The sequence below is a fragment of the Salinibacterium sp. ZJ70 genome (assembly GCF_011751865.2).
GTDB lineage: Bacteria > Actinomycetota > Actinomycetes > Actinomycetales > Microbacteriaceae > Homoserinibacter.
In genome coordinates, this window is the sequence record NZ_CP061770.1 from 1,837,665 (window position 1) to 1,857,284 (window position 19,620).

Annotated in this window: 18 protein-coding genes and 1 other RNA gene; 6 read left to right on the plus strand and 13 right to left on the minus strand. The window is 67.7% G+C overall.

Going from position 1 to position 19,620, the window contains the following annotated elements; translation table 11 throughout:
- Window positions 1-50: 50 nt before the first annotated feature.
- Window positions 51-677 carry an NADPH-dependent F420 reductase gene (locus HCR12_RS08690; protein WP_166865397.1) on the minus strand — a complete coding sequence of 209 codons (627 nt, stop codon included), beginning with the start codon at window positions 675-677 and terminating at the stop codon, window positions 51-53.
- An 80-nt stretch (window positions 678-757) separates the two neighbouring features.
- Here HCR12_RS08690 and HCR12_RS08695 point away from each other — a divergent pair, with 80 nt between their 5' ends.
- Window positions 758-1,243 carry a MarR family winged helix-turn-helix transcriptional regulator gene (locus HCR12_RS08695; protein ID WP_166865400.1) on the plus strand — a complete coding sequence of 162 codons (486 nt, stop codon included), beginning with the start codon at window positions 758-760 and terminating at the stop codon, window positions 1,241-1,243.
- Between the two features lie 100 nt (window positions 1,244-1,343).
- Here the strand turns inward: HCR12_RS08695 and HCR12_RS08700 are convergent, their stop codons facing one another.
- The 4 genes from HCR12_RS08700 to HCR12_RS08715 are packed head-to-tail and all read right to left on the minus strand — an operon-like array spanning window position 1,344 to window position 7,015.
- Window positions 1,344-1,877 (minus strand): O-acetyl-ADP-ribose deacetylase, encoded by a 534-nt coding sequence (locus HCR12_RS08700; protein ID WP_166865403.1) that lies wholly within the window; start codon window positions 1,875-1,877, stop codon window positions 1,344-1,346.
- 35 nt (window positions 1,878-1,912) lie between these two features.
- Window positions 1,913-2,605, minus strand: a complete 693-nt coding sequence (locus HCR12_RS08705; RefSeq protein WP_224763367.1) for an LOG family protein — start codon at window positions 2,603-2,605, stop codon at window positions 1,913-1,915.
- A gap of 55 nt (window positions 2,606-2,660) precedes the next feature.
- The gene (locus HCR12_RS08710) at window positions 2,661-5,063 is read right to left on the minus strand and encodes a hypothetical protein (RefSeq protein ID WP_166865406.1); all 2,403 of its coding nucleotides are present in this window, start codon (window positions 5,061-5,063) and stop codon (window positions 2,661-2,663) included.
- Window positions 5,060-7,015: a S16 family serine protease gene (locus HCR12_RS08715; RefSeq protein ID WP_166865409.1), complete on the minus strand. Its 1,956-nt coding sequence runs from the start codon at window positions 7,013-7,015 to the stop codon at window positions 5,060-5,062. Before HCR12_RS08715 ends, HCR12_RS08710 begins: the two co-directional genes overlap by 4 nt.
- A gap of 139 nt (window positions 7,016-7,154) precedes the next feature.
- On the opposite strand from HCR12_RS08715, the gene HCR12_RS08720 reads away from it, so the two are divergent.
- On the plus strand, window positions 7,155-7,769 hold the full coding sequence (locus HCR12_RS08720; RefSeq protein WP_166865412.1) for a TetR/AcrR family transcriptional regulator: 615 nt from the start codon (window positions 7,155-7,157) through the stop codon (window positions 7,767-7,769).
- A 10-nt stretch (window positions 7,770-7,779) separates the two neighbouring features.
- Here HCR12_RS08720 and ssrA read toward each other — a convergent pair.
- Window positions 7,780-8,149, minus strand: a transfer-messenger RNA (tmRNA) gene (ssrA, locus tag HCR12_RS08725).
- Between the two features lie 128 nt (window positions 8,150-8,277).
- Between ssrA and HCR12_RS08730 the strand changes: the two genes are divergently transcribed.
- On the plus strand, window positions 8,278-8,949 hold the full coding sequence (locus HCR12_RS08730) for an SIMPL domain-containing protein (RefSeq protein WP_166865416.1): 672 nt from the start codon (window positions 8,278-8,280) through the stop codon (window positions 8,947-8,949).
- 4 nt (window positions 8,950-8,953) lie between these two features.
- Here the strand turns inward: HCR12_RS08730 and smpB are convergent, their stop codons facing one another.
- From smpB to ftsE, 3 genes are all read right to left on the minus strand, one after another.
- Window positions 8,954-9,430 carry an SsrA-binding protein SmpB gene (gene smpB, locus HCR12_RS08735; RefSeq protein WP_166865420.1) on the minus strand — a complete coding sequence of 159 codons (477 nt, stop codon included), beginning with the start codon at window positions 9,428-9,430 and terminating at the stop codon, window positions 8,954-8,956.
- Window positions 9,431-9,502: 72 nt separating this feature from the next.
- The gene (gene ftsX, locus HCR12_RS08740) at window positions 9,503-10,417 is read right to left on the minus strand and encodes a permease-like cell division protein FtsX (RefSeq protein ID WP_166865423.1); all 915 of its coding nucleotides are present in this window, start codon (window positions 10,415-10,417) and stop codon (window positions 9,503-9,505) included.
- The gene (gene ftsE, locus HCR12_RS08745; protein ID WP_224763369.1) at window positions 10,414-11,310 is read right to left on the minus strand and encodes a cell division ATP-binding protein FtsE; all 897 of its coding nucleotides are present in this window, start codon (window positions 11,308-11,310) and stop codon (window positions 10,414-10,416) included. The genes ftsX and ftsE overlap by 4 nt, the downstream gene beginning before the upstream one ends.
- 170 nt (window positions 11,311-11,480) lie before the next feature.
- Between ftsE and HCR12_RS08750 the strand changes: the two genes are divergently transcribed.
- Entirely contained in the window at window positions 11,481-11,858 is a 378-nt protein-coding gene (locus HCR12_RS08750; protein WP_166865426.1) for a DUF2255 family protein, read from the plus strand.
- Between the two features lie 60 nt (window positions 11,859-11,918).
- Here the strand turns inward: HCR12_RS08750 and prfB are convergent, their stop codons facing one another.
- The 3 genes from prfB to gad all read right to left on the minus strand — a co-directional run bounded on the left by prfB (window position 11,919) and on the right by gad (window position 16,186).
- Window positions 11,919-13,022 (minus strand): peptide chain release factor 2, encoded by a 1,104-nt coding sequence (gene prfB, locus HCR12_RS08755; protein ID WP_166865429.1) that lies wholly within the window; start codon window positions 13,020-13,022, stop codon window positions 11,919-11,921.
- A gap of 143 nt (window positions 13,023-13,165) precedes the next feature.
- Complete coding sequence (gene gadC / locus HCR12_RS08760) at window positions 13,166-14,800, minus strand: glutamate/gamma-aminobutyrate antiporter GadC (protein WP_166865432.1); 1,635 nt, start codon at window positions 14,798-14,800, stop codon at window positions 13,166-13,168.
- Between the two features lie 9 nt (window positions 14,801-14,809).
- A complete protein-coding gene (gene gad, locus HCR12_RS08765) occupies window positions 14,810-16,186 on the minus strand; it encodes a glutamate decarboxylase (RefSeq protein WP_166865435.1) in 1,377 nt (458 codons plus the stop codon).
- 215 nt (window positions 16,187-16,401) lie between these two features.
- Between gad and HCR12_RS08770 the strand changes: the two genes are divergently transcribed.
- Complete coding sequence (locus HCR12_RS08770) at window positions 16,402-17,298, plus strand: hypothetical protein (protein ID WP_166865438.1); 897 nt, start codon at window positions 16,402-16,404, stop codon at window positions 17,296-17,298.
- A gap of 100 nt (window positions 17,299-17,398) precedes the next feature.
- On the opposite strand, the gene HCR12_RS08775 is transcribed toward HCR12_RS08770, so the two are convergent.
- A complete protein-coding gene (locus HCR12_RS08775; protein WP_166865442.1) occupies window positions 17,399-18,967 on the minus strand; it encodes an MFS transporter in 1,569 nt (522 codons plus the stop codon).
- Between the two features lie 93 nt (window positions 18,968-19,060).
- Between HCR12_RS08775 and HCR12_RS08780 the strand changes: the two genes are divergently transcribed.
- Complete coding sequence (locus tag HCR12_RS08780) at window positions 19,061-19,612, plus strand: TetR/AcrR family transcriptional regulator (protein ID WP_224763370.1); 552 nt, start codon at window positions 19,061-19,063, stop codon at window positions 19,610-19,612.
- The last annotated feature ends 8 nt before the right edge of the window (window positions 19,613-19,620 follow it).

Below are 19,620 nucleotides of genomic sequence, written 5' to 3' on the forward strand. Positions count from 1 at the left end.
AGGGGGCCGTGTGTATACACAGCCCCCTTCCGCCGGGGTGAGGATCCCGCTTACTTGACGAGCGCGAAGCCCCCCGCCCAGCCGATCTGCTCGCGCGCCGCGAGGGTGATCTGGAGGAACCCGAGAGCCTCGAGCTCGCGAGCTCGCTTCAGGGTGCCCGCGTCGACGGCGTCGAGTCCGCCAGCGCGGATGAGCTCGATCACAGTTCCCTTCGCGTCATCGTCATCACCCGCGACGAGGACCGTCGTCGTCGTCGCCTCACCCACGACGCCCGCCGCGAGCGTGGCACCGAAGGTGGTGTTGAACGCCTTGACGACCATCGCGGCAGGGGTCTTGCTGGCGATGACGGCCGCCGCCGAGCTGTCAGCCGGGACGACGAGGCCGTCGAATGTCGCGAAGTCGACGGGGTTCGTGACGTCGACGACGGTGCGGCCGTCGAGCTGTGCGCCGTAGGCGGCGATGATCTCGTCGACCGCAGCGAACGGGACGGCGAGCACGACGAGCTCACCCGTCAGCGCGTCGCCGACCGTCGCAGCGGTTGCGCCGGTCTGCGCCGCGAGCTCCTGCGCCTTGTCGATGTCGCGCGCGAGGACCTGAACCTCAGCACCCGCCTTGGCCGCGATGCCCGCGATGGCCGAGCCCATGTTGCCGGTTCCGATGATGCTGATGGCTGTCATTGCCGTTCCTCTCAGAAGTTGTAGGTACAACCATATGCACAGATAGTTGTAGATGCAACCATTACCGATAGGATCGACGCATGACTCGCCTCGTGCCTCGTCTCGACGACCAGGAATCCGCAGCCTGGCTCGCCCTCGTGAGCCTCATCGAGCTGCTGCCGAGCGCCCTCGACTCGCAGCTTCAGCGGGACTCCGACATGACGCACTTCGAGTTCAGTGTGCTGTCGATCCTGCGGTTCTCGCCCGACCAGACCCTCCGCATGAGCGAGCTCGCCGCGGGCACGACCGCGACACTCCCCCGGCTCTCCCACGTGGTCACGCGCCTCGAGAAGCGCGGCGTGCTCGAGCGCCTTCCCTGCCCCGAGGACAAGCGCGCCACCAACGTGCGCCTCACCGACCTCGGGCGCCGCGCCGTCATCCGCGCCACGCCCGGTCACATCGAACTCGTGCGCAGCGCCGTCATCGAGACGCTCGATCGCGACCAGCTGGGTCAGCTCACCGAGATCGCGACAGCGATCACCCGCTCCCTGGACCCCGATGGGCGCTTCACCTCGCGCCTCGACTGAGCGCAACGGCATTCCGAGCACCAGAGCGGCCCCGCACCCGACCACCTGGGCTGACCGTCTCCGGACCCGACGTCCCACCCCGCTTCCCGCACGAACCGGTTCACTCCCCCATACCCTCTGAGTCCCCCACCTTCCGGATCTCGCGTTCCACCAGCTCGAGCACCGACGCGCTCACCACAGCGAACACGATCTCCTGCACGGCGGTCGGCTGGGATGCCACCGTGCGCACCGCAGTCGCGGCCGCGTCCTCGAGCGGCCAGCCGTAGACGCCCGCGCTGATGAGCGGGAAGGCGACACTGTGCGCGCGGAGCTCGTCGGCGACCTCGAGCGATCGGCGGTAACAGGATTCGAGCAGACCGCGATCACGCTGTCCGCTGCGGTAGTCGGGGCCGACGGTGTGCACGATCCAGCGCGCCGGCATCCGCCCTGCCGTCGTCCAGCCTGCATCGCCGGTCGCCAGGCCCTGCGGGAATCGGCGGATGCAGTCGTCCAGCACCTCCGGGCCTCCGGCACGGTGGATGGCACCGTCGACTCCGCCGCCCCCGCGCATCCGCGTGTTCGCGGCATTCACGACGACATCGACGTCGAGCTCGGTGATGTCGGCGAGGCGAGCGGCGATGCGAGGGCGCGTCATGCCGCGCACGCTACCAGGGCACTCGGCGGAGGGGCCTAGCGAGCGATCCGCTTCGCCTGGCAGTCGTAGCAGGCGGAGATCTCAGCGATCACCGCGTCGAGGTCGTCGGTGAGGGTGACGATATCGAGATCCTTCTCGGAGATCTTGCCGGCGGGCACGAGCGTGTCGCGCACCCAGTCGAGCAGCCCCGACCAGAACTCCACCCCGATGAGGATCACGGGGAAGTCGCTGATCTTCTTCGTCTGCACGAGGGTGATCGCCTCGAACAGCTCGTCGAGGGTGCCGAAGCCGCCCGGCAGGACGACGAACGCGCACGAGTACCGGATGAAGACCGTCTTGCGCGAGAAGAAGTTCTCGAAGTCGACGACGCGGTCGACGTAGGGGTTCGCGCCCTCCTCGAACGGGAGCTTGATCGTGAGGCCCACCGAGAGCCCGCCCGCCGACCGAGCGCCACGGTTCGCGGCTTCCATGAGCCCAGGACCCCCGCCGGTGATCACCGGGAAGCCCGCCTCGGCGATGCGGCGCCCCACCTCGACCCCGTGCGCATACGCGTCGGTGTCGTCCTTCACGCGCGCGGAGCCGAACACCGAGACGCCGAGCGGCATGCCGTTCAGGATCTCGAACGCCGCCTCGAATTCGTCCTCGACGACGTCGAGCCACTCCTCGTTCTCGTCGCCGCTCGTCGCGCGGGCAAGGAATTCGACTTCGCTCGGGTGGTGTGCTGGCACGGGGTGCTCTCCTCTCGGCGCTGGGTGACGCTGCGCGGCACCCCCCTCGAGTCTCTCAGGTCTCGCAGCCTGTGCTCGCCCCGTCCGTCACCCGACAGAACTTCAGCGTCCAATCGAAGGTGAATCGCTCCAGAGTCCCGTCGCCGTCTCGACCGCACTCGAGAGTTCCCGACACCTCGAACCATCCTCGGGGGTTGAAGATCGAGTCGATCGATGGCATCTCGCCTCCGCCGACGTCGGCGTCGGCGCACGCCGAGAGCCGCTCCGGAGGCGCGACCGGTTCGCGGGGGAAGGTCGGCCACCCGCAGTCGTTCCAGCCGGAGCCGTGCACGTCGTCTGCGGTGAGGAAGTAGACCCCGTCGCGCACGTTCACGCTCACCACCCCGAGGAGGTCACGCGGTCCGCAGTCCGGCTGCGGGGTGTCCCCCTCTCCTCCCCCGACGCCGCACCCTCCGATTCCCGGCTCTTCGAAGTGATCGGGCATCGGGTCGACCCCGGGCGATGCCTCGGATTTCGTGAGGGCGTAGTCCGCCTGGAAGTGCGCGACCTGCATCGCGCCGTCGATGACCTGGAGCTGGCTCTCCGTCATCCCCAGCGTGTGCATGAGCACGGCGCCGATCGGGGTGCCCTCCCCATCCTCCGCAAGGTATTCCACGAGAACGCGATGCGGCTTCTGCGATTCGACCGTGCCGCTCGCCGTCGTCGACATGTGCTGCACCCACACGCCGCACGGGGCGTCCGAACGGCCTCCCCGGTTCGTGCCGGTGTGCGTCCACAGGTCACCCGTGAGCACCATGTCGAACTCCGCGCTCAGCGTCCAGTCGCGCACAGGCACCGACCACTCGAATGAGATGAGCTTCATGCGAGCCGCGATGTTCGCCAGGATCCCTGCAAGCCCAGGCGCGACCGCGTCCCATCCGATTGACTGCAGATCCTTCATCAGGTCGGAGCCTTCGATGTTGGCATCGCCGCGCACGCGCGAGACCACGTCCTCCGGTTCCGCACCCGAGGGCAGTCTCTCCCGCTGTGCGGCGCCCTGGATCGGGAAGACGACGACCCCCTTGTCGTCGGTCTGCTTCCGATAGGTGTCGGTTCCGCGGCTTCCCTGTCCGTACTCGAGACGCGTGCTCTGGAGCTTCAGATCGACGTCGATGCCGCTCGCCGGACCGGACGTGATGTCGGCGACGTCGATACCGTACGGTGCGAGAAGCAGCGAGAAGCAGTTGATCACCTCGGCGAGAGCTCCCTCGGGGAACGCGTAGGCGATCGTGAGCTCCCGGCGCTCTCCCGCAGTGCGGTCCTTCGTGCGCACGAGCGGCGCATTGTCGATCGAGAACCGCGCTTGAAGCATCGCCATCTTCGCGATCAGTGCCGCGAAGACGGCGAGCCCGGCGGCGGCCGCCGCTCCCAGCCGAAGTGACCCGTTGACGTTGTACCAATCGAGCGCGTACGTCAACAGCTTGCCGAATCCCACCCCAGTCGCCTTGTGGGCCTGCTTTCGGGCGTCGACCGCCCACGGCGGGATCTCGATACCGCACGCGCTGCCGGGGTCTGCCGCGCGAACGGCTGTCGATGCCCGCTCGATCGCGAGCGTCGGAGACTCCCCGGCGGAGCTTCTGGTGGTGCCCGCAATCGACAGGATGCCGTTCGCTTCGGCGACGGCGAGCAGGTCGGCAGAGAGCCTGCGCACCACGAGCGCCACCTGTGCGCCCGTGAGGCGCACCTCCTCGGGAGGCGTCCAGACGAACTCCCCGCGGTGCGTCATGCCCCAGACATCCGGGTTCAGCGTCGTGAAGATGGTGCCGAACGCGCTGCTCGACTCAGCGAGAAGGTCGTCGTAGAGCGCTTGCGTGAGATCGGCGTCTCCGAACACCCCGGTCGCGCTGACGACCCCCGCCACCTCGCTGAGGGGCACTGACAGGGACGACGCGCCCACGAGTGCATGCAGGCGCAGTTCCGCGCTCGTCATGGGGATGCCGGATCCCTCCATCCCGCTCACCGAGACCGCCTCGTCGCCGTACCCGACCGCGATTCCTGCCGCGACGAGCAGCGACTGCCACGCGGCGACGGATGCCTCATCGCTGGCACGCGTGTCTTCGACGAGCTCTCCGACCTGCTTCGCGAACTCGACGAAGTCGCCCCCGGACGCGGGGTCGAGGCCTTCGATCGCCGCCATGTACTCCTCCACGGCGCGCTGGTACTCGGCCATCGCCGCAACGTCACCGAAGTCGCTCGGCGGCGTCGGCGCCTCGGGAAGAGCGGACATCCCGCTCGCCGTGAGCGGTGCCGGCGCCGGGATCGGACCGGAGTAGAGCCGCAGGTCGCGACCTGGGCCGAGGTCGGCATCCGTACCCGGAACGCACGCCCCGAGGGTTGTGACGCCGACGGCGACGACCGTGACGATCGCGATCCCTCTCGAGAGGCGCGAGCGGAATCGCTGAACCGCGCCGACGCTCATGACCGATAGCCTTCGGTCGCGAACCCACCGAGATACGCGAGCACACGGGTCATCGCGAATGACCCGGTGTACTCCTGAAGCGCCTCGAACTTCTCCGCATCGGCGCGTTCGCGCTTGAGGCCAGCTGCTTCGAACGCCCCCACGATGAGGACCGGCGAGTACTCGTGCGACTCGAGAGACTCGATCGAGCGCGCGAGCTGCCCGCGTGAGTAGTCGAGCGAGTGGGTGAGCAGGCTCGCGGAACTCGCGCCGACGAGGTCGAACGTCTGCGGGTCGACGACCCCGTTGGTGCTGTACTTCTCGACGAGGCTCGCATTGCGTGCGAAGTTCATCCATCCGTAGCCCATCGCCGCATACGGCGAGTTCGGGTTGTCTGCGCCGAGATACGCGTCGATCGCATAGAACGCGTCTCTGCCCGTGTACGCCATCGCCACACCGAGGTCGCGGTCGCCGAGCCGCTCGCGCGCGACGGCGTCCGAGATGCCCGCGCCCTCCGCGAGCGTGCTCAGAACCCCCGCATCGAACGTCTCGAGGTTGGCTTCCGCGGCCCGCCGGAGGAAGGATGCGATGGCCGCGACGTCTGCGTCGTCCGCGAGCTTGGGGGCCTCGAGCCCCCTTCCCACCTCGAAGATCGCTTCTGCGGCATGCACCTGCGCTTCGGAGAACTCGAGGTAGAGCAGCGGCGGCAGCGAGGCGTAGACGACCTCATCGAGCGAGCTGTACCCGCCCTGCTCGGCATAGGCGAGCACGTCGTCGATCCCGTCGCGCCCGTAGATGTAGAGCGTGTAGGCGTCGAATGCGTTCCCGTACGCCGTGATGAGCGCCTCCGCATCTGCGAGAGTCGTCACCTTGTAGGTGTCGAGCTGGTCGAGGAAGTCGGTGAAGACGCGCTCGGTGGTGTCTGCGGCGCTGAACGCGAGGTTGAGCACATCGATTCCGCGGGCGAAGGTGTCGTCGGCCGTCGAGTACGCCCCATCGAGCGCTTTGATCAGGAGGTTCGCGGTCAGCGCTTCCACGAACGCACCGCCGGGGAGCCCCTGGTCCAGCAATCGTCGGGCTTCCTCGGCCGAGGACGCGGCTTCCAGATACGACTCCCACCCGACACTCAAGATGCTTTCGGAGAGTGACAGGTAGTGACTCTCGATGCCGTCGAACTCGGTGAGCTGCCTCTGCGCGGCGAGTTCGAGGCGCGAGTATCCCGGTTCGCTGATCCGAGGGATGGCGACGCTGTTCGGCGACGGGAGCGCCTCCCCCGTGAGGTGCTGATATGCCTCGGCGACGTCGCCCACCTCGATCACCTCGAGCCCGGCGTCCGCTCCGAGGCGGACCACGTCCACCTGCTGCCCGAAGCTGTCGACGGAGTTGCGGCTTCCGAGCGGGATGAGCACCTTCTCGTAGGAGCCGTCCTCGATCACCGCGGCGATCTTCTCCGGCACTCCCCCCACAGGTCCGATCGTGCCGGTGGGGGTGATGGTTCCCGTCATGGCCGTCCCGGGGGCGATCGTGGTGCCGTGGATCAGGCTCAGAAGCGCGACCGTCGTGATGCCTCCCGCGCTCGGCCCGTCGATGCGACCGCGGAGCTCGAAGCGATAGTTGTGCCCGATGTCGACGCCGCTCAGGAACGTCGCGACCACGACGGCATTCCATGCCGCCGCGTGGAAGGTCTCGCCGAATCCGCCGACCTCGTCTTCGGAGATGTCGATGGACAGCGCGCCACCCGCGTCGGGGGTGACGCGGATGCGCTCTTCGCCGATCGACCCCTGGGAGCCTCCCACGAGCAGGATCGGGATCGTCACCTCGCTTGAGGCGAATCCGACCTCTGCCGCTGCCTGCTCCGGCTTCAGGGCCGGGGTGCTGATGCAGCCGACGAGCATGATCGCCGCAGCCGTGGCGAGAGCTGCCGCGGCCAGCCGGCGGCGAGGCGGTCGCGCTGTGTTCTGTGAAGCAGGCATTGCTCCCCCTTGTGGATGAGTGGGCATTGGAGGGCCTCGAAACCGCACTCACCATAATTAACTAATCGATTACATACAAGACCTCCTCGTCAACCACGCCCTCCGAGCGGGGTGCGTTCGCGAAGATAGGCTCAGGTGCATGTCCGGCAAGCTGAAGCGGCCCGAGCGCCGCGAACTGGTGCTCTCCGCGGCGATGCGCGCGTTCAGCCGAACGGGGTACTTCGGCACCTCGACCGCGGAGATCGCCCGAGAAGCGGGCATCTCGCAGGGCTACGTGCTGCACCTCTTCGGCACCAAGGAGGGTCTCTTCCTCGCCGCGCTCGAGAGGGCTGGCGACGTGATCGTCACCCAGATGCAGGGAATCGAGCTCGACACCTTCGACCTGCAGCACTTCGACGACCGCTACGGACGGACAGCACTCGAGGAGACCGTCATGTTCGTTCTGCTGCAGGGGTTCGCGGCCTGCAGCGTGCCCGCCGTCGGAGCGTACGTGCGCGAACTTCTCGCCCGGATGTACCAGGTGCTCATCGAGGAGGCCGACGCGACTCCGGAAGAGGCTCGTGACTACATGGCTCGCGGACTCCTGGTCAACACCGTGCTCGCCATGGGCTATCGAGAGCACGCGACCGACCATCCGTGGGTGGCACCGCTCATCGCGGCGGTGCTCGCGGGTCAGCCACCCCTGCAGACGGGTGCGCGCACGTCATCAGGTGACGACTCAGGCGAGCGCGGAAGCGGAACCCACAGCGCGTGATGACGACCGATGGTGGAGATGCCGGGAATTGAACCCGGGTCCATCGCTGAGATTCTGCGCCTTCTCCGGGCGCAGTCCGTGGAATCGTTCTGCTCGGCTCCGACCTTTGTCACGAACGCCTAGGTCGACGAGCCCAGTCCCAGTGAAAGTCCCGCACAGCCCTGAGACACGACTGCGCAGCAAGCCCTCTAGATGACGCCAGGATCCGGATCGAGGGCGAGTCCGGACTGACGGACGTTCAACTCTGCTTAGGCAGCGAGAGCGACGTCGGTGCGCTTAACGTTGGCACCTATGGTTTGCAGAGATCGTTAACGAGATAACCCTGCATCCTCGGCCCGCTTCTCGCAGTTTCACAGGCGATGTCGAAACCGATCATCCCCATGCTCACCCGTCGGATCTCATCGATCCGAGAGAGTGGGCCATCATCACGCGCTGTGGAGTTTCCAACCGCGCCGGAGCGCGGACTCTCATGATAGCCGACGTCGGTGCCACCTGACAGGATGTGCCCATGTCGACAGTGATCACCGTCCAGGGTCAGCACACCGCACGCTACGCGGCCGAGCGCGGAACGGCGCACCTCGCCGTCTCGTTCGACGGTCCGGAGCGCGAGGAGGTCGTCACCTCGGCCACAAGCACAGCCCGGCAGATCACCGAGCACATCGACTCGCTGCACGACGCGAGCGCGGGCCCGATCGTGTCGTGGTCGTCGGATCGCGTGCGCGTCTGGTCGGACCGCCCCTGGAACAACGAGGGCGCACAGCTTCCACTCGTGCACCATGCCCAGATCAGCATCACCGTCGCGTTCTCGGAGTTCGAGACGCTCGCGGATGTCCTCGGGCTCTTCACGGTCATGCCGGGTGTGCACCTCGGGGGCATCGAGTGGGAGCTCACAGAAGCCACGCGCATCTCCGCGCTCGCCGAGGTGCGCTCGCGCGCCGTCTCAGATGCGACCGACAAGGCCCGCGTCTACGCGCAGGCTGTCGGACTCGGCACCGTGAGGGCGGTCGCGATCGCCGACCCCGGGATGCTCGGCACCGGCTCCCCCGAGCCGCTCGTGCCACGCATGGAGATGATGATGGCGCGCGGCACGGCGTCCGATATCTCCGGCCCGAAGTTCGCATTCACTCCCGACCAGATCGAGGTCTCGGCAGCCGTCGACGCGCGCTTCGAAGCGAACTGAGCGACTACTCGCCGAGGTGTCGGCGGCTCGACATCGCGCGATCCGCTTCGCGCTTGTCCTGCTTCTCGCGCAGCGCCTGACGCTTGTCGTACTCGCGCTTGCCCTTCGCGACCGCGAGCTCGACCTTGGCGCGGCCGTCCTTGAAGTAGATCGACAGCGGCACGAGCGTGTACCCGCCCTGTGAGGTGCGGTGGCTGATCTTGATGATCTGCGCCTTGTGCAGCAGCAGTTTGCGCTTGCGTCGCGGGGTGTGGTTGGTCCACGTTCCCTCGGTGTACTCGGGGATGTGGACGGCGTCGAGCCAGATCTCGCCCCCCTCGATGAAGCCGTAGCCGTCGACGAGCGACGCGCGCCCCTGTCGCAGCGATTTCACCTCGGTGCCCGAGAGCACGATCCCCGCCTCGTAGGTGTCCTCGATGAGGTAGTCGTGGCGCGCCTTGCGGTTGGTCGCGACGACCTTCTCTCCCGTCTCACGGGGCATGACGCACCTCCTGCGCTCACATCGGATTCGCCGGTGCGGATCACCGGCAGCCGTTCAGTCTATGCGAACAGCTCAGGCCTTCAGGTATCGGCGGATCGCGACGCTCGCCGACAGGGCGGCCAGCAGCACCCCCGCGCCGATGATGATGGGCACGACGAGCAGCGCCTCTTGGATCCCGATGAACGTGTAGTTCGGCACGTTCTCGGCGAGGTAGCCGGTCACGAAGAACTGCACGATCGCGACGACGCCGGCGCTCGCGAGAAGCGATCCGATGAGCGCCGCGAGCACACCCTCGAGGATGAACGGCGTCTCGATGAAGCGGTTCGACGCACCCACGAGGCGCATGATCGCGAGCTCCCGTCGACGAGAGAACGCCGACAGCCGGATGGTCGTCGAGATGAGCAGCACCGCCGCGACGAGCATGAGCGCCGCGACGCCCGCCGACGTGTAGCTCGCGGCGTTCATGAGGTCGAAGATCGGCTTGAGGAGCGCGCGCTGGTCCTTGACCTCTTCGACGCCCGGCATGCCGCTCACCGAGTCGATGACGACATCCGATTCGTTCGGGTCGACGAGCTTCACTCCGAAGGCGGGGCCGAACGACTCGATCGTGCTGAGCTCGGCGACGGTGGAGCCCGCGAACTCCTCCTGGAAGCGCGCGTACGCCTCCTCCGCCGTCTGGAAGGTGACGTTCTCGATGCGCGATGCGATGCTCGAGGACTCGAGGTGCTGCCGCACCGCCTCGATCTGCTCCTCGGTCGCATCCGCGCCCGCGCACTGGGGAGCGTTCAGCACCTCGATGCACATGTACACCGTCACCTCGGCGCGGTCGTACCAGTAGCCCTTCATCTGGCCGATCTGCAGCTGCAGCAGGATAGCGGCGCCGAAGAACGTCAGCGAGACGCAGGTGACGAGGATGACCGAGACGACCATCGAGAGATTGCGGCGGAAGCCCTGGCCGACCTCCGCGAGCACGAATCCGAGTCTCATGCGTCACCACCCTGGCGGGGCTCCTGCACGGGCGGAGTGCTCGACGGAGCGACAGGTGGCGCGGACGGGCGCGCGGTCCCATCGAGCAGCGCGCGGATGCCGGCGGTCGCGGTCGACACGTCGGGGATCTGCGCGTGCGGCGCGGTCACGGCGGCGATGCGCTCGCTCTCGAGCTGCATCTCCCGGCCGATCTGCTGCACCGGGATGGCCTGGGTCTGGTAGCCGCCCGAGCGCTCGTCGCGCAGGACGTTGCCGTTGGAGAGCTCGATGACGCGGCGCTTCATCGTGTCGACGATGCCGGAGTCGTGGGTGGCCATGAGGATCGTCGTGCCGTTCGCGTTGATGGTCGACAGAAGGCTCATGATGCCGGCGCTCGTCGCCGGGTCGAGGTTTCCGGTGGGTTCGTCGGCGAGCAGGATGGCGGGTTTGTTGACGATAGCGCGCGCGATCGCAACGCGCTGCTGCTCGCCACCGGAGAGCTCGTGCGGCAGACGGCCCGCCTTCCCGGCGAGACCGACCATCTTCAGGACATCCGGAACCGCCTCCTGGATGTAGCCCTTGGACTTGCCGATCACCTGCAGGGTGAAGGCGACGTTGTCGAACACGGTCTTGGCGGGCAGCAGACGGAAGTCCTGGAAGACGACTCCGAGGCTGCGCCGGAAGTACGGCACCTTGCGGTTGGCGAGCGTCGTGAGGTCGTGCCCGAGCACGTGGATCTTGCCCTTATTGGGGCGCTCTTCCTTGAGGATGAGCCTCAGGAAGCTCGACTTGCCCGACCCGGACGCGCCGACGAGGAAGACGAACTCCCCCTTGAGCACCTCGAGGGTCACATCGTTGAGTGCGGGACGCGGGTTGCCCGGATAGGACTTCGTCACCTGGTCGAAACGGATCATGGCCCCTTGAGCCTAGGCAGGCGGGCCCGTGAGAGCGGTTGCGACACTCCCCGGGCGCCAGGTTGGGGGACCTGCTGAGCCGATCGGGCGTCACGGCGAGCGCCGTATCTCGCGGCCGCGGACACCGCGTGGGGCTACCGCGGATGCGCGTCCCGCATTAGCGTCGGCTCATGAGCGGTTTCCCCGAATCCGACCTCGCGCTGCTGCGCGACGTCGCCGAGATCCGGATCGCCCCCTACGCCGAGGACGGCTTCCTGTTCCCCGGGCGCCTCGTGTGGGTGGTCGTGGTCGACGAGCGCGTGTTCGTCCGTTCCTGGAAGGGACGTGACGCGGAGTGGTACACGCGTGCGTCGGCATCTCGACGGGCACGCGTGACCACCAACGAGGAGCCCGTCTTCGCGCGCGAGGTGAGCCTCGATCCCATCCGCGACGACGAGACGCAGAACGCCATCGACGCCGAGTACCTGCGCAAGTACCCGCCGCCCTACAACAGCGAGATGACGCTGCCGAAGGCGGTCGAGACGACCTTCGAGGTGCGCCCGGCCTGACGGCTCGTCAGCGCAGCGCGCCAGCCCGGTGCGTCAGCGCGGTTGCACGCTGCTCGCGGTTCAGTCGTGGTCCTGCTTGCGCCAGCGGATGCCTGCGGCGATGAAGCCGTCGATGTCGCCGTCGAACACGGTGGCAGGGTTACCCGACTCGTGGCCCGTGCGCAGATCCTTGACGAGCTGCTGGCCGTAGAGGAAGTACGAGCGCATCTGGTCGCCCCAGCTCGCGGTGATCGTACCGGCGAGCTCCTTCTTCTTGGCCGCTTCCTTCTCCTTCTGCAGCAGCAGGAGTCGGGTCTGCAGAACCCGCATCGCGGCGGCGCGGTTCTGGATCTGCGACTTCTCGTTCTGCATCGAGACGACAAGGCCGGTGGGAAGGTGGGTGAGGCGCACCGCGGAGTCGGTCGTGTTGACCGACTGGCCGCCGGGGCCCGAGGAGCGAAAGACGTCGACGCGGATGTCGCCTTCGGGGATGTCGACCTCCTGCGCCTCCTCCATGACGGGGATGACCTCGACCGCGGAGAACGAGGTCTGGCGCTTGTCAGCCGAGCCGAAGGGGCTGATGCGGGCGAGGCGGTGGGTGCCCGCCTCCACCGAGAGCGTGCCGTAGGCGTAGGGGGCGTCGACCTCGAAGGTGGCCGACTTGATGCCCGCTCCCTCCGCGTAGGAGATGTCCATGACCTTCACGGGGTAGCCGTGGCGCTCCGCCCAGCGCAGGTACATGCGCATGAGCATCTCGGCGAAGTCGGTGGCGTCGTCGCCGCCGGCACCCGAGCGGATCGTGACGACAGCGCCGCGCGCATCGTACTCGCCATCGAGGAGCGTCTGCACCTCGAGGTCGGCGACGGTCTTCTTGAGCGCCTCGAACTCCTGCTCGACCTCGGTGGCGACATCAGTGTCGTCCATCTCGCGAGCGAGCTCGGCGAGAACCTCGAGATCGTCGATGCGGCGCTCGACGGCAGTGACGCGGCCGAGGTCCGTCTGGCGGTGGCTGAGTGCGCTCGTGACCTTCTGCGCGCTCTCCGGGTCGTCCCAGAGGTCGGGCGCGCCGGCCTTCTCGGAGAGGTCGGCGATCTCGGCCTCGAGGCGCTCCACATCCACGACGGCACGGATGTCGTCGAAGGTGCTGCGAAGGGCGGCGAGCTGGGCGGGAAGGTCTTCGAGCATGGCGGTTACAGCCTACCCAGCCGAGACCTGTGCGGCTCGCTTTTCCCGACAGCAGGCCCCCGGCCGTGGAGAGACAACGACCAAGGACCTGCTGCGTGCGGCGGTGGGCCGGGGGGTACCTCATCGCCGGTCTGGTGGCCACGTCAGGTTGCGCCTCCCGTCGGAGGTCTGGTCGAGCCGGAGCTCCCCTGCGGCGGCGACGGTGGCGGCGAGCTCGAGAACGGGGGCGACGCAGCCCGCGACGCCTGCCCCGCGGTCGCGGCCTGCCCGGTGCCGTCATCTGCGTCGTCCTCCTCATGGGTGCCGCTCTTGGCCTTGTCGGCGGCGCTGCGGCGGTCCCAGTTGGGACGTCGCAACGCGTAGAAGAGCAGCGGGGGCGCTCCGAGGAAGACGATGACCAGCCCCACGATCCACGGGTACGCCGCTTCGGGGAAGGTGTCGAATCCGGACGGCGGGATGAACGCCAGCACGAAGGCAGCGAGGCAGGCGAGGAACCCGACGCCCGCGACCAGGTTCATCGCGGGAACACGGTATGTGCGCTTCACGTCGGGCTTCGTCCGCCGCAGCCTGATCGCCGCAGCGAACATCAGCAGGTACATGATCAGATACAGCGCCGCGGCCATGTCGACGAGGGCCACGAAGGCACCGCTCACATTCGGCAGGACCACGAAGATCGCCGCGAGGATCGTGACGATGGTGCCTTGCAGCATGAGGATGCCGGACTGCACGCCCTCCTTGTTGCGCTTCTGCAGCGCCGGGGGCAGCAGACCCGTCTCGGCGGCAGCCAGCAGGCCCTTCGAGGGACCCGCGATCCACGTGATGACCGAGGCGAGCGCGCCCGCGGCGATGAGCGCGGACACCACCGCCGTCGCCCAGCCGAGACCCCAGTGATCGAAGTACTCCTGGAACGCCAGCATGATGCCGTTCGTGAGCCCGAGCTGCTTCTCCGGCACGGCGATCGAGATGGCGAGCGTCGGCAGGATGAAGACGAGCAGGATCAGCACCGCCGCCAGGAACACCGACTTGGGGTAGCCGCGCCCGGGGTCCTTCATCTGATTGACGTGCACCGCGTTGACCTCCATACCGGCGTACGCCAGCACGTTGGACACGATCAGCACGATCGATGCGATGCCGGTGAACGGCGGGATGATCGCCGCCGCATCGAGTGGCACTTCGCTCTTCTCGCCCGTTCCCAGCCAGATGAACCCGAAGATGATCAGAAGCACCGCGGGGAGCAGCGTTCCGATGATGCCTCCCCACGAGCCGAGCTTCGCGAACAGGTTGCCGCCGCGGAGGGTGATGAGGGTCGAGCCCCAGTACAGCACCAGGATGATGATCGCGGTGAAGAGCCCGGAGCTCGAGAGAGACGGATCGAGGAACACGAACGCGAGCGCTGCCGCGATGAACGCGATCTGGGTGGGGTACCAGACGACATTCTGGATCCACTGGAGCCAGACGGCGGTGAACCCCCATCGGTTGCCGAACGCCTCCCGCACCCACACGTACACGCCGCCTTTCCAGCCCGTCGCGAGCTCAGCGGCGACGAGTGCGGTGGGGATCAGGAAGAAGATCGCCGGGATGATGTAGAGCGTGACGCTTCCCAACCCGTAGACGGCCATCGCGGGAAGCGAGCGCAGGCTCGCCACCACGACGAGCGTCAGCAGGGCGAGCTGACCGACTCCCAGGAAGTTCGTCACGAGCTTGCGAGACGTGAGCGGGTGGTTCGACGCGGCCTTCGCCGCGTCGTCCGCTGTCTGCTTCGAAGTGTTGGTGGACATCTCGGCCGCCTAGTGGTGGAACGCGGGGTGCTGATCGGCGACCGGCATCGGGGACTCGAGCGAGTCGAGGTACTCCGTCTCCTTGGCGATGCCCTCGAGCAGTTCGGCGGCGAGATCCATGCTCAGCCCGTTGCGCACCACGATGCGCTGCACCGTGAGGTCGGCGAGGTCGTCGGGCATGGGGTACGCCGGCACCAGCCAGCCGTTCATGCGGAGGCGGTCCTGAAGGTGGTAGAGGTTCCAATTCTTCGTGTGACCCTTCTTGAGCCGCCATGCGAAGACGGGAATGTCGCTACCGTCATTCCACAGCTCGAAGGCGTCGAGCTTCGCGATGCCGGACGACAGGAACTTCGCCACGTTCTGGGAAGCCTGCTGCACCTGGCGGTATCCGTCGAAGCCGAGTCGGAGGAACATGTAGTACTGCAGGAGCACCTGGGCACCGGGGCGTGAGAAGTTCAACGCGAACGTCGGCATCGTCCCGCCGAGGTAGCTCACCTCGAAGACGAGCTCCTCAGGGAGCCACTTCCTCTCGCGCCACACGACCCAGCCGAGACCCGGATAGACGAGGCCGTACTTGTGTCCGGAGGTGCTGATCGAGTGCACCCGCTCCAACCGGAAATCCCACACCAGATCCGGCTGCAGGAAGGGTGCGATCATTCCGCCGGACGCACCGTCGACGTGGATCGGAATGTCGAGTCCCGTGGACGCCTGGATCGCGTCGAGCGCCTTAGCGATCTCAGCGACCGGTTCGTACATGCCCGTGTAGGTGACGCCCATGATCGCGACGACTCCGATGGTGTTCTCGTCGACGTACTTGTCGAGGTTGTCGCCGTCGAGCGTCTTGTGCTCCTCGCTGATCGGCACGAATCGAGCTTCCACGTCGAAGTAGTTGCAGAACTTCTCCCAGCAGACCTGCACCGCCGAGGACATGATGAGGTTCGGCCGCGAGGTGTCTTTGCCCGCCGCGCGCCGAGCGAGCTGCCAGTTGCGCTTGAGGGCGAGGCCGCCCAGCATGCACGCTTCGGACGATCCGATGGTGGAGGTGCCGATCGAGTTCGAGGAGTCGGGCGCGTTCCAGAGGTTCGCGACCATGTGCCAGCAGTTCTCTTCGATGGCCGCCGTCTGGGGGTACTCGTCCTTGTCGATCATGTTCTTGTCGAAGGACGCCTCATAGACCTGCTTCGCTTCGTCGTCCATCCACGTGCTCACGAAGGTGGCGAGGTTGAGGCGCGAGTTGCCGTCGAGCATCGTCTCGTCTTCGATGATCTGCTTGGCGGTGCCCGGGAGAGACTCCCCGGCAGGGATCACATGTCGGGCGGCGACGCTTGCCTCTCCCTGACGTGCGAACAGCGGGGTGAGCCCGCCGTCTCCTTGAGTTGTGCTCATGGACTTCTCCCGTCTTACCTGCTCACGTGGCCGCGAGTGCGACGCACGGGTGCGATGGCGGGGCGCGTGTCTCCGTCTGTGCACCTGCAGGGGACGATAGGTCGGCGTTTCGGCGCCGAACAGGGGCTTTTGCCCCCGATGGCCGGGAACCGCGCACGGGGCCCGCGGGATGCGCGCCGCTTCCTGCGCTTCGCCAGCCTTCTACGCTGAGGTGTATGACCCTCGACGCTCGGACCGTTGCCGCACGACTCGCTGACCCGCGCAGCCCCGAGCAAGGGGTGGTATCGACGCTGGCGGTCGCCGCTCTCACGCTCGTCGAGCCACGCAACCTCGGCCTCGGGGCACGAATCGCATACCGGACGGCCACGTCCGCCCTGGCGACATGGACGGTCTGGGCATCTCTCCGCGACGACGCGCTCCCCCTCCCCCCGGCGACCCGCACCGGCCTCGCACTGGCGACCGCGGGGGTCACGATGGGTCTCGCGGATGCATCGGAGGCGCTCGACGCGCGCCTCATCGACCGCATGCGCCGTGCAGGCGTGCGGCGACCGCGCGTGGCTCTCGCAGCGGCGTCAGTGGTTCTGGGCGCGGCGTCGTGGTGGCTCTCACGGGGCGCGGCATCCGTCGACCACGCCGCGGTGGATGATGATGCGCTGCCTGAGGACGAGCCCGTCGACGTGCCGGAGCACGTGCGGAATCTCGTCGCCGCCCTCCTGCACTCGACGCCCCACTTCGGCGCGACCGAGCTTCTCGCTCAGCTGGACGAAGCCCGCGCGATCGTTTTCGAAGGTCCGTTCGGCCCCGACGCCTTCTGGCCCGGGATCGGATTCCAGGTGCCCGAATCCGCGCCGCGCGCGGTGCCCGGCAACGCGAACTTCCCGGTGATCGGGCGCTTTCGCGCACTCGATGACCGCACGTTCGATGTGTACCTGTCTATTCAGGACGGCCGACTGTCGACGCTGTCGATCTCGGAGGGGGCCGACTGGTCGACTGCCGACCAGATCGCCTGGCTCGAGGCGGGCCGGGGCGTCGAAGAGCTGTCCGACTGGCCCGAACTGAGCGAGCTGACGCTTCAGGTCGAGACTAGCTCCGGGTACTCCCCTATCGACTAGGCGGGCGGCCTGAGCTCCGAGCTCCCCCGGACGCTCGACGTCCACCGGGGTGGGCGGGTCCATCCGGGCTCGATCGTCGCGCCGCGGCGCGGGGCACCCGTCAGTGGTCGGCGTCGTGGTGGCTGAGGTCGGCCTGCGACGAGACACCGCGCAGCATCCACCCCATGAACACGGCGCCCAGCACGAGCAGGATCGCGCCCACGATGCCGATGAGCACGAGGCCGTCGGTGTAGGCGACGCGGGCGAGCTCGGCGAAGGTCGCGCCGAGCTCGCCGCCGAGTTCACGCGAGACGGTGAGGGCCTCGGCGAGCGTCGTGGTCGCGCGGTCGAGCATCGTGCCACTCACGAGACCGGACGCGGATCCTTCGAGCCCTGTGCGGTAGGCGACGAGCAGCACTGACCCGAGCACGGCCGTGCCGAGCGCGGTGCCGAGCTCGTAGGCGGTCTCGCTGATGGCGGCCGCCTGCCCCGAGCGCTCGGCGGGCACCGAGCTCATGATGATGTCGTGGGTGAGCGTCGTCGCGATGCCCACGCCGAGCGCGATGAGGCACAGCGCGAGCGCGATCATGAGCGGATCCGTGGTCGTCGAGAGGCCGATGAGCGCGAAGAACCCGCCCGCCGCGGCGAGCGTGCCGAGCGAGACGAGCAACGCCGTCGGGAGCTTGCGCACGACCCACGCCGCGAAGAATCCGGATGCAGCTGAGACGACCATCTGCGGCAGCAGCCACAGCGCTGACTCCACCGGGCTCAGCTCGAGCACGAGCTGCAGATACTGCGTGAGGGCGAAGAGCGATCCGATGAGCGCGAAGATCGAGATGAGGTCCCCGATGACCGCCCCGGTGAACGCCTTCACGCGGAACAGACGCACGTTGATCATCGGCTGCGGCATCCGCAGCTGGCGCCGCACGAACAGCGTGCCCGCGGCGAAGCTCACGACGAAGCCGGCGGCGGCGAGCGCAAGGTTCTCGCCCTCCGCGAGCGCCTTGATGGCGTACACGAAGGCGACCATCGTGACGAGCGACTGCACGGAGCTCACGAGGTCGACGCCCGCGTGGCCCAGGTTGCGGCTCTCGGGGATGAAGAACGGCGCGAGCACGAGCAGCAGCACCATCACCGGGATGTTCATGAGGAACGCGGCGTGCCAGCTGAAGTGCTCGATGATCCAGCCGCCGACGATGGGGCCTGCGGCGGCACCTGCCGAGGCGCCCGCGCTCCACACAGCGACGGCGAAGCGGCGCTGGTCGCGGTCGAGGAACATGTTGCGGATGAGCGAGAGCGTCGACGGCATGAGCGTCGCGCCCGCGAGGCCGAGGAGGGCGCGCGCGGCGATGAGCATCTCGGGGCTCGTGGAGACGGCGCCGAGCACCGATGCGGCCGAGAACGCGACGGCGCCGATGAGCAGGAGCTTGCGCCGGCCGATGCGGTCGCCGACCGACGACATCGTGATGAGCAGGCCCGCGAGCATGAACGAGTAGATGTCCATGATCCACAGCTGCTCAGCGCCGCTCGGCGAGAGCTCGGTGGAGATCGCGGGCAGGGCGAAGACGAGCACCATGCTGTCGACGGCGATGAGGATGAGCGGCAGCACGAGCACGGCGAGACCGACCCAGGTGCGGGGGGTGGCGCGGGGCGCGGGTGTCGTGGCGGGCGTCTCGATGGGGGCAGTCATGCGTGGGTCCTGGCGGTGAGTGGTTACTGTACGGTTGCGTAAACTATACGAGATCGTACAGTATTGGGTGATCGTCGAATCTGAGGAGCTGCCGTGAGCCGACCCAGCAACCGCCCCGCCATCATGGACGCGGCCCTGCGCGTGGCCGAGCGCGCGGGCGTCGGGGGCATCACGATCGAAGCGGTCGCTGCGGAAGCTGGCCTCACCAAGGGCGGCGTGATCTACCACTTCCCCACGCGCGCGGCGCTGCTCGCCGGCATCCACCGCGAGCTCGCCGACCGCTGGGAGCAGCAGATGCGCGAGCTCCTGGGCGGCGACCCCGAAGACGCGTCGCAGCGGGACCGGCTCGCCGCCTACATCCGCGCCTCCGCCGCCACCGCGACGCCCGGCGAGTACCTCTTCGTCTCGGATGCCGAGACCACCCGCAACAACGTCGCCCCCTGGGATGAGGTGAGCCGCCGCTGGATCGCCGACCCGCCTGCCGCGCGCACCGACGGCTCCTACGACCCCGAGGAGCTCCGCCTCTTCACGGCCCAGCTCGCGGCCGACGGCCTGTGGTCGCACGAATTCGTGAACGGCCAGCGCATGGCGCCCGAGCTGCGCGCCGCGGCCGCCGAGGCGATCATCCGCTCGCTCGACGACTGAACGCGCGC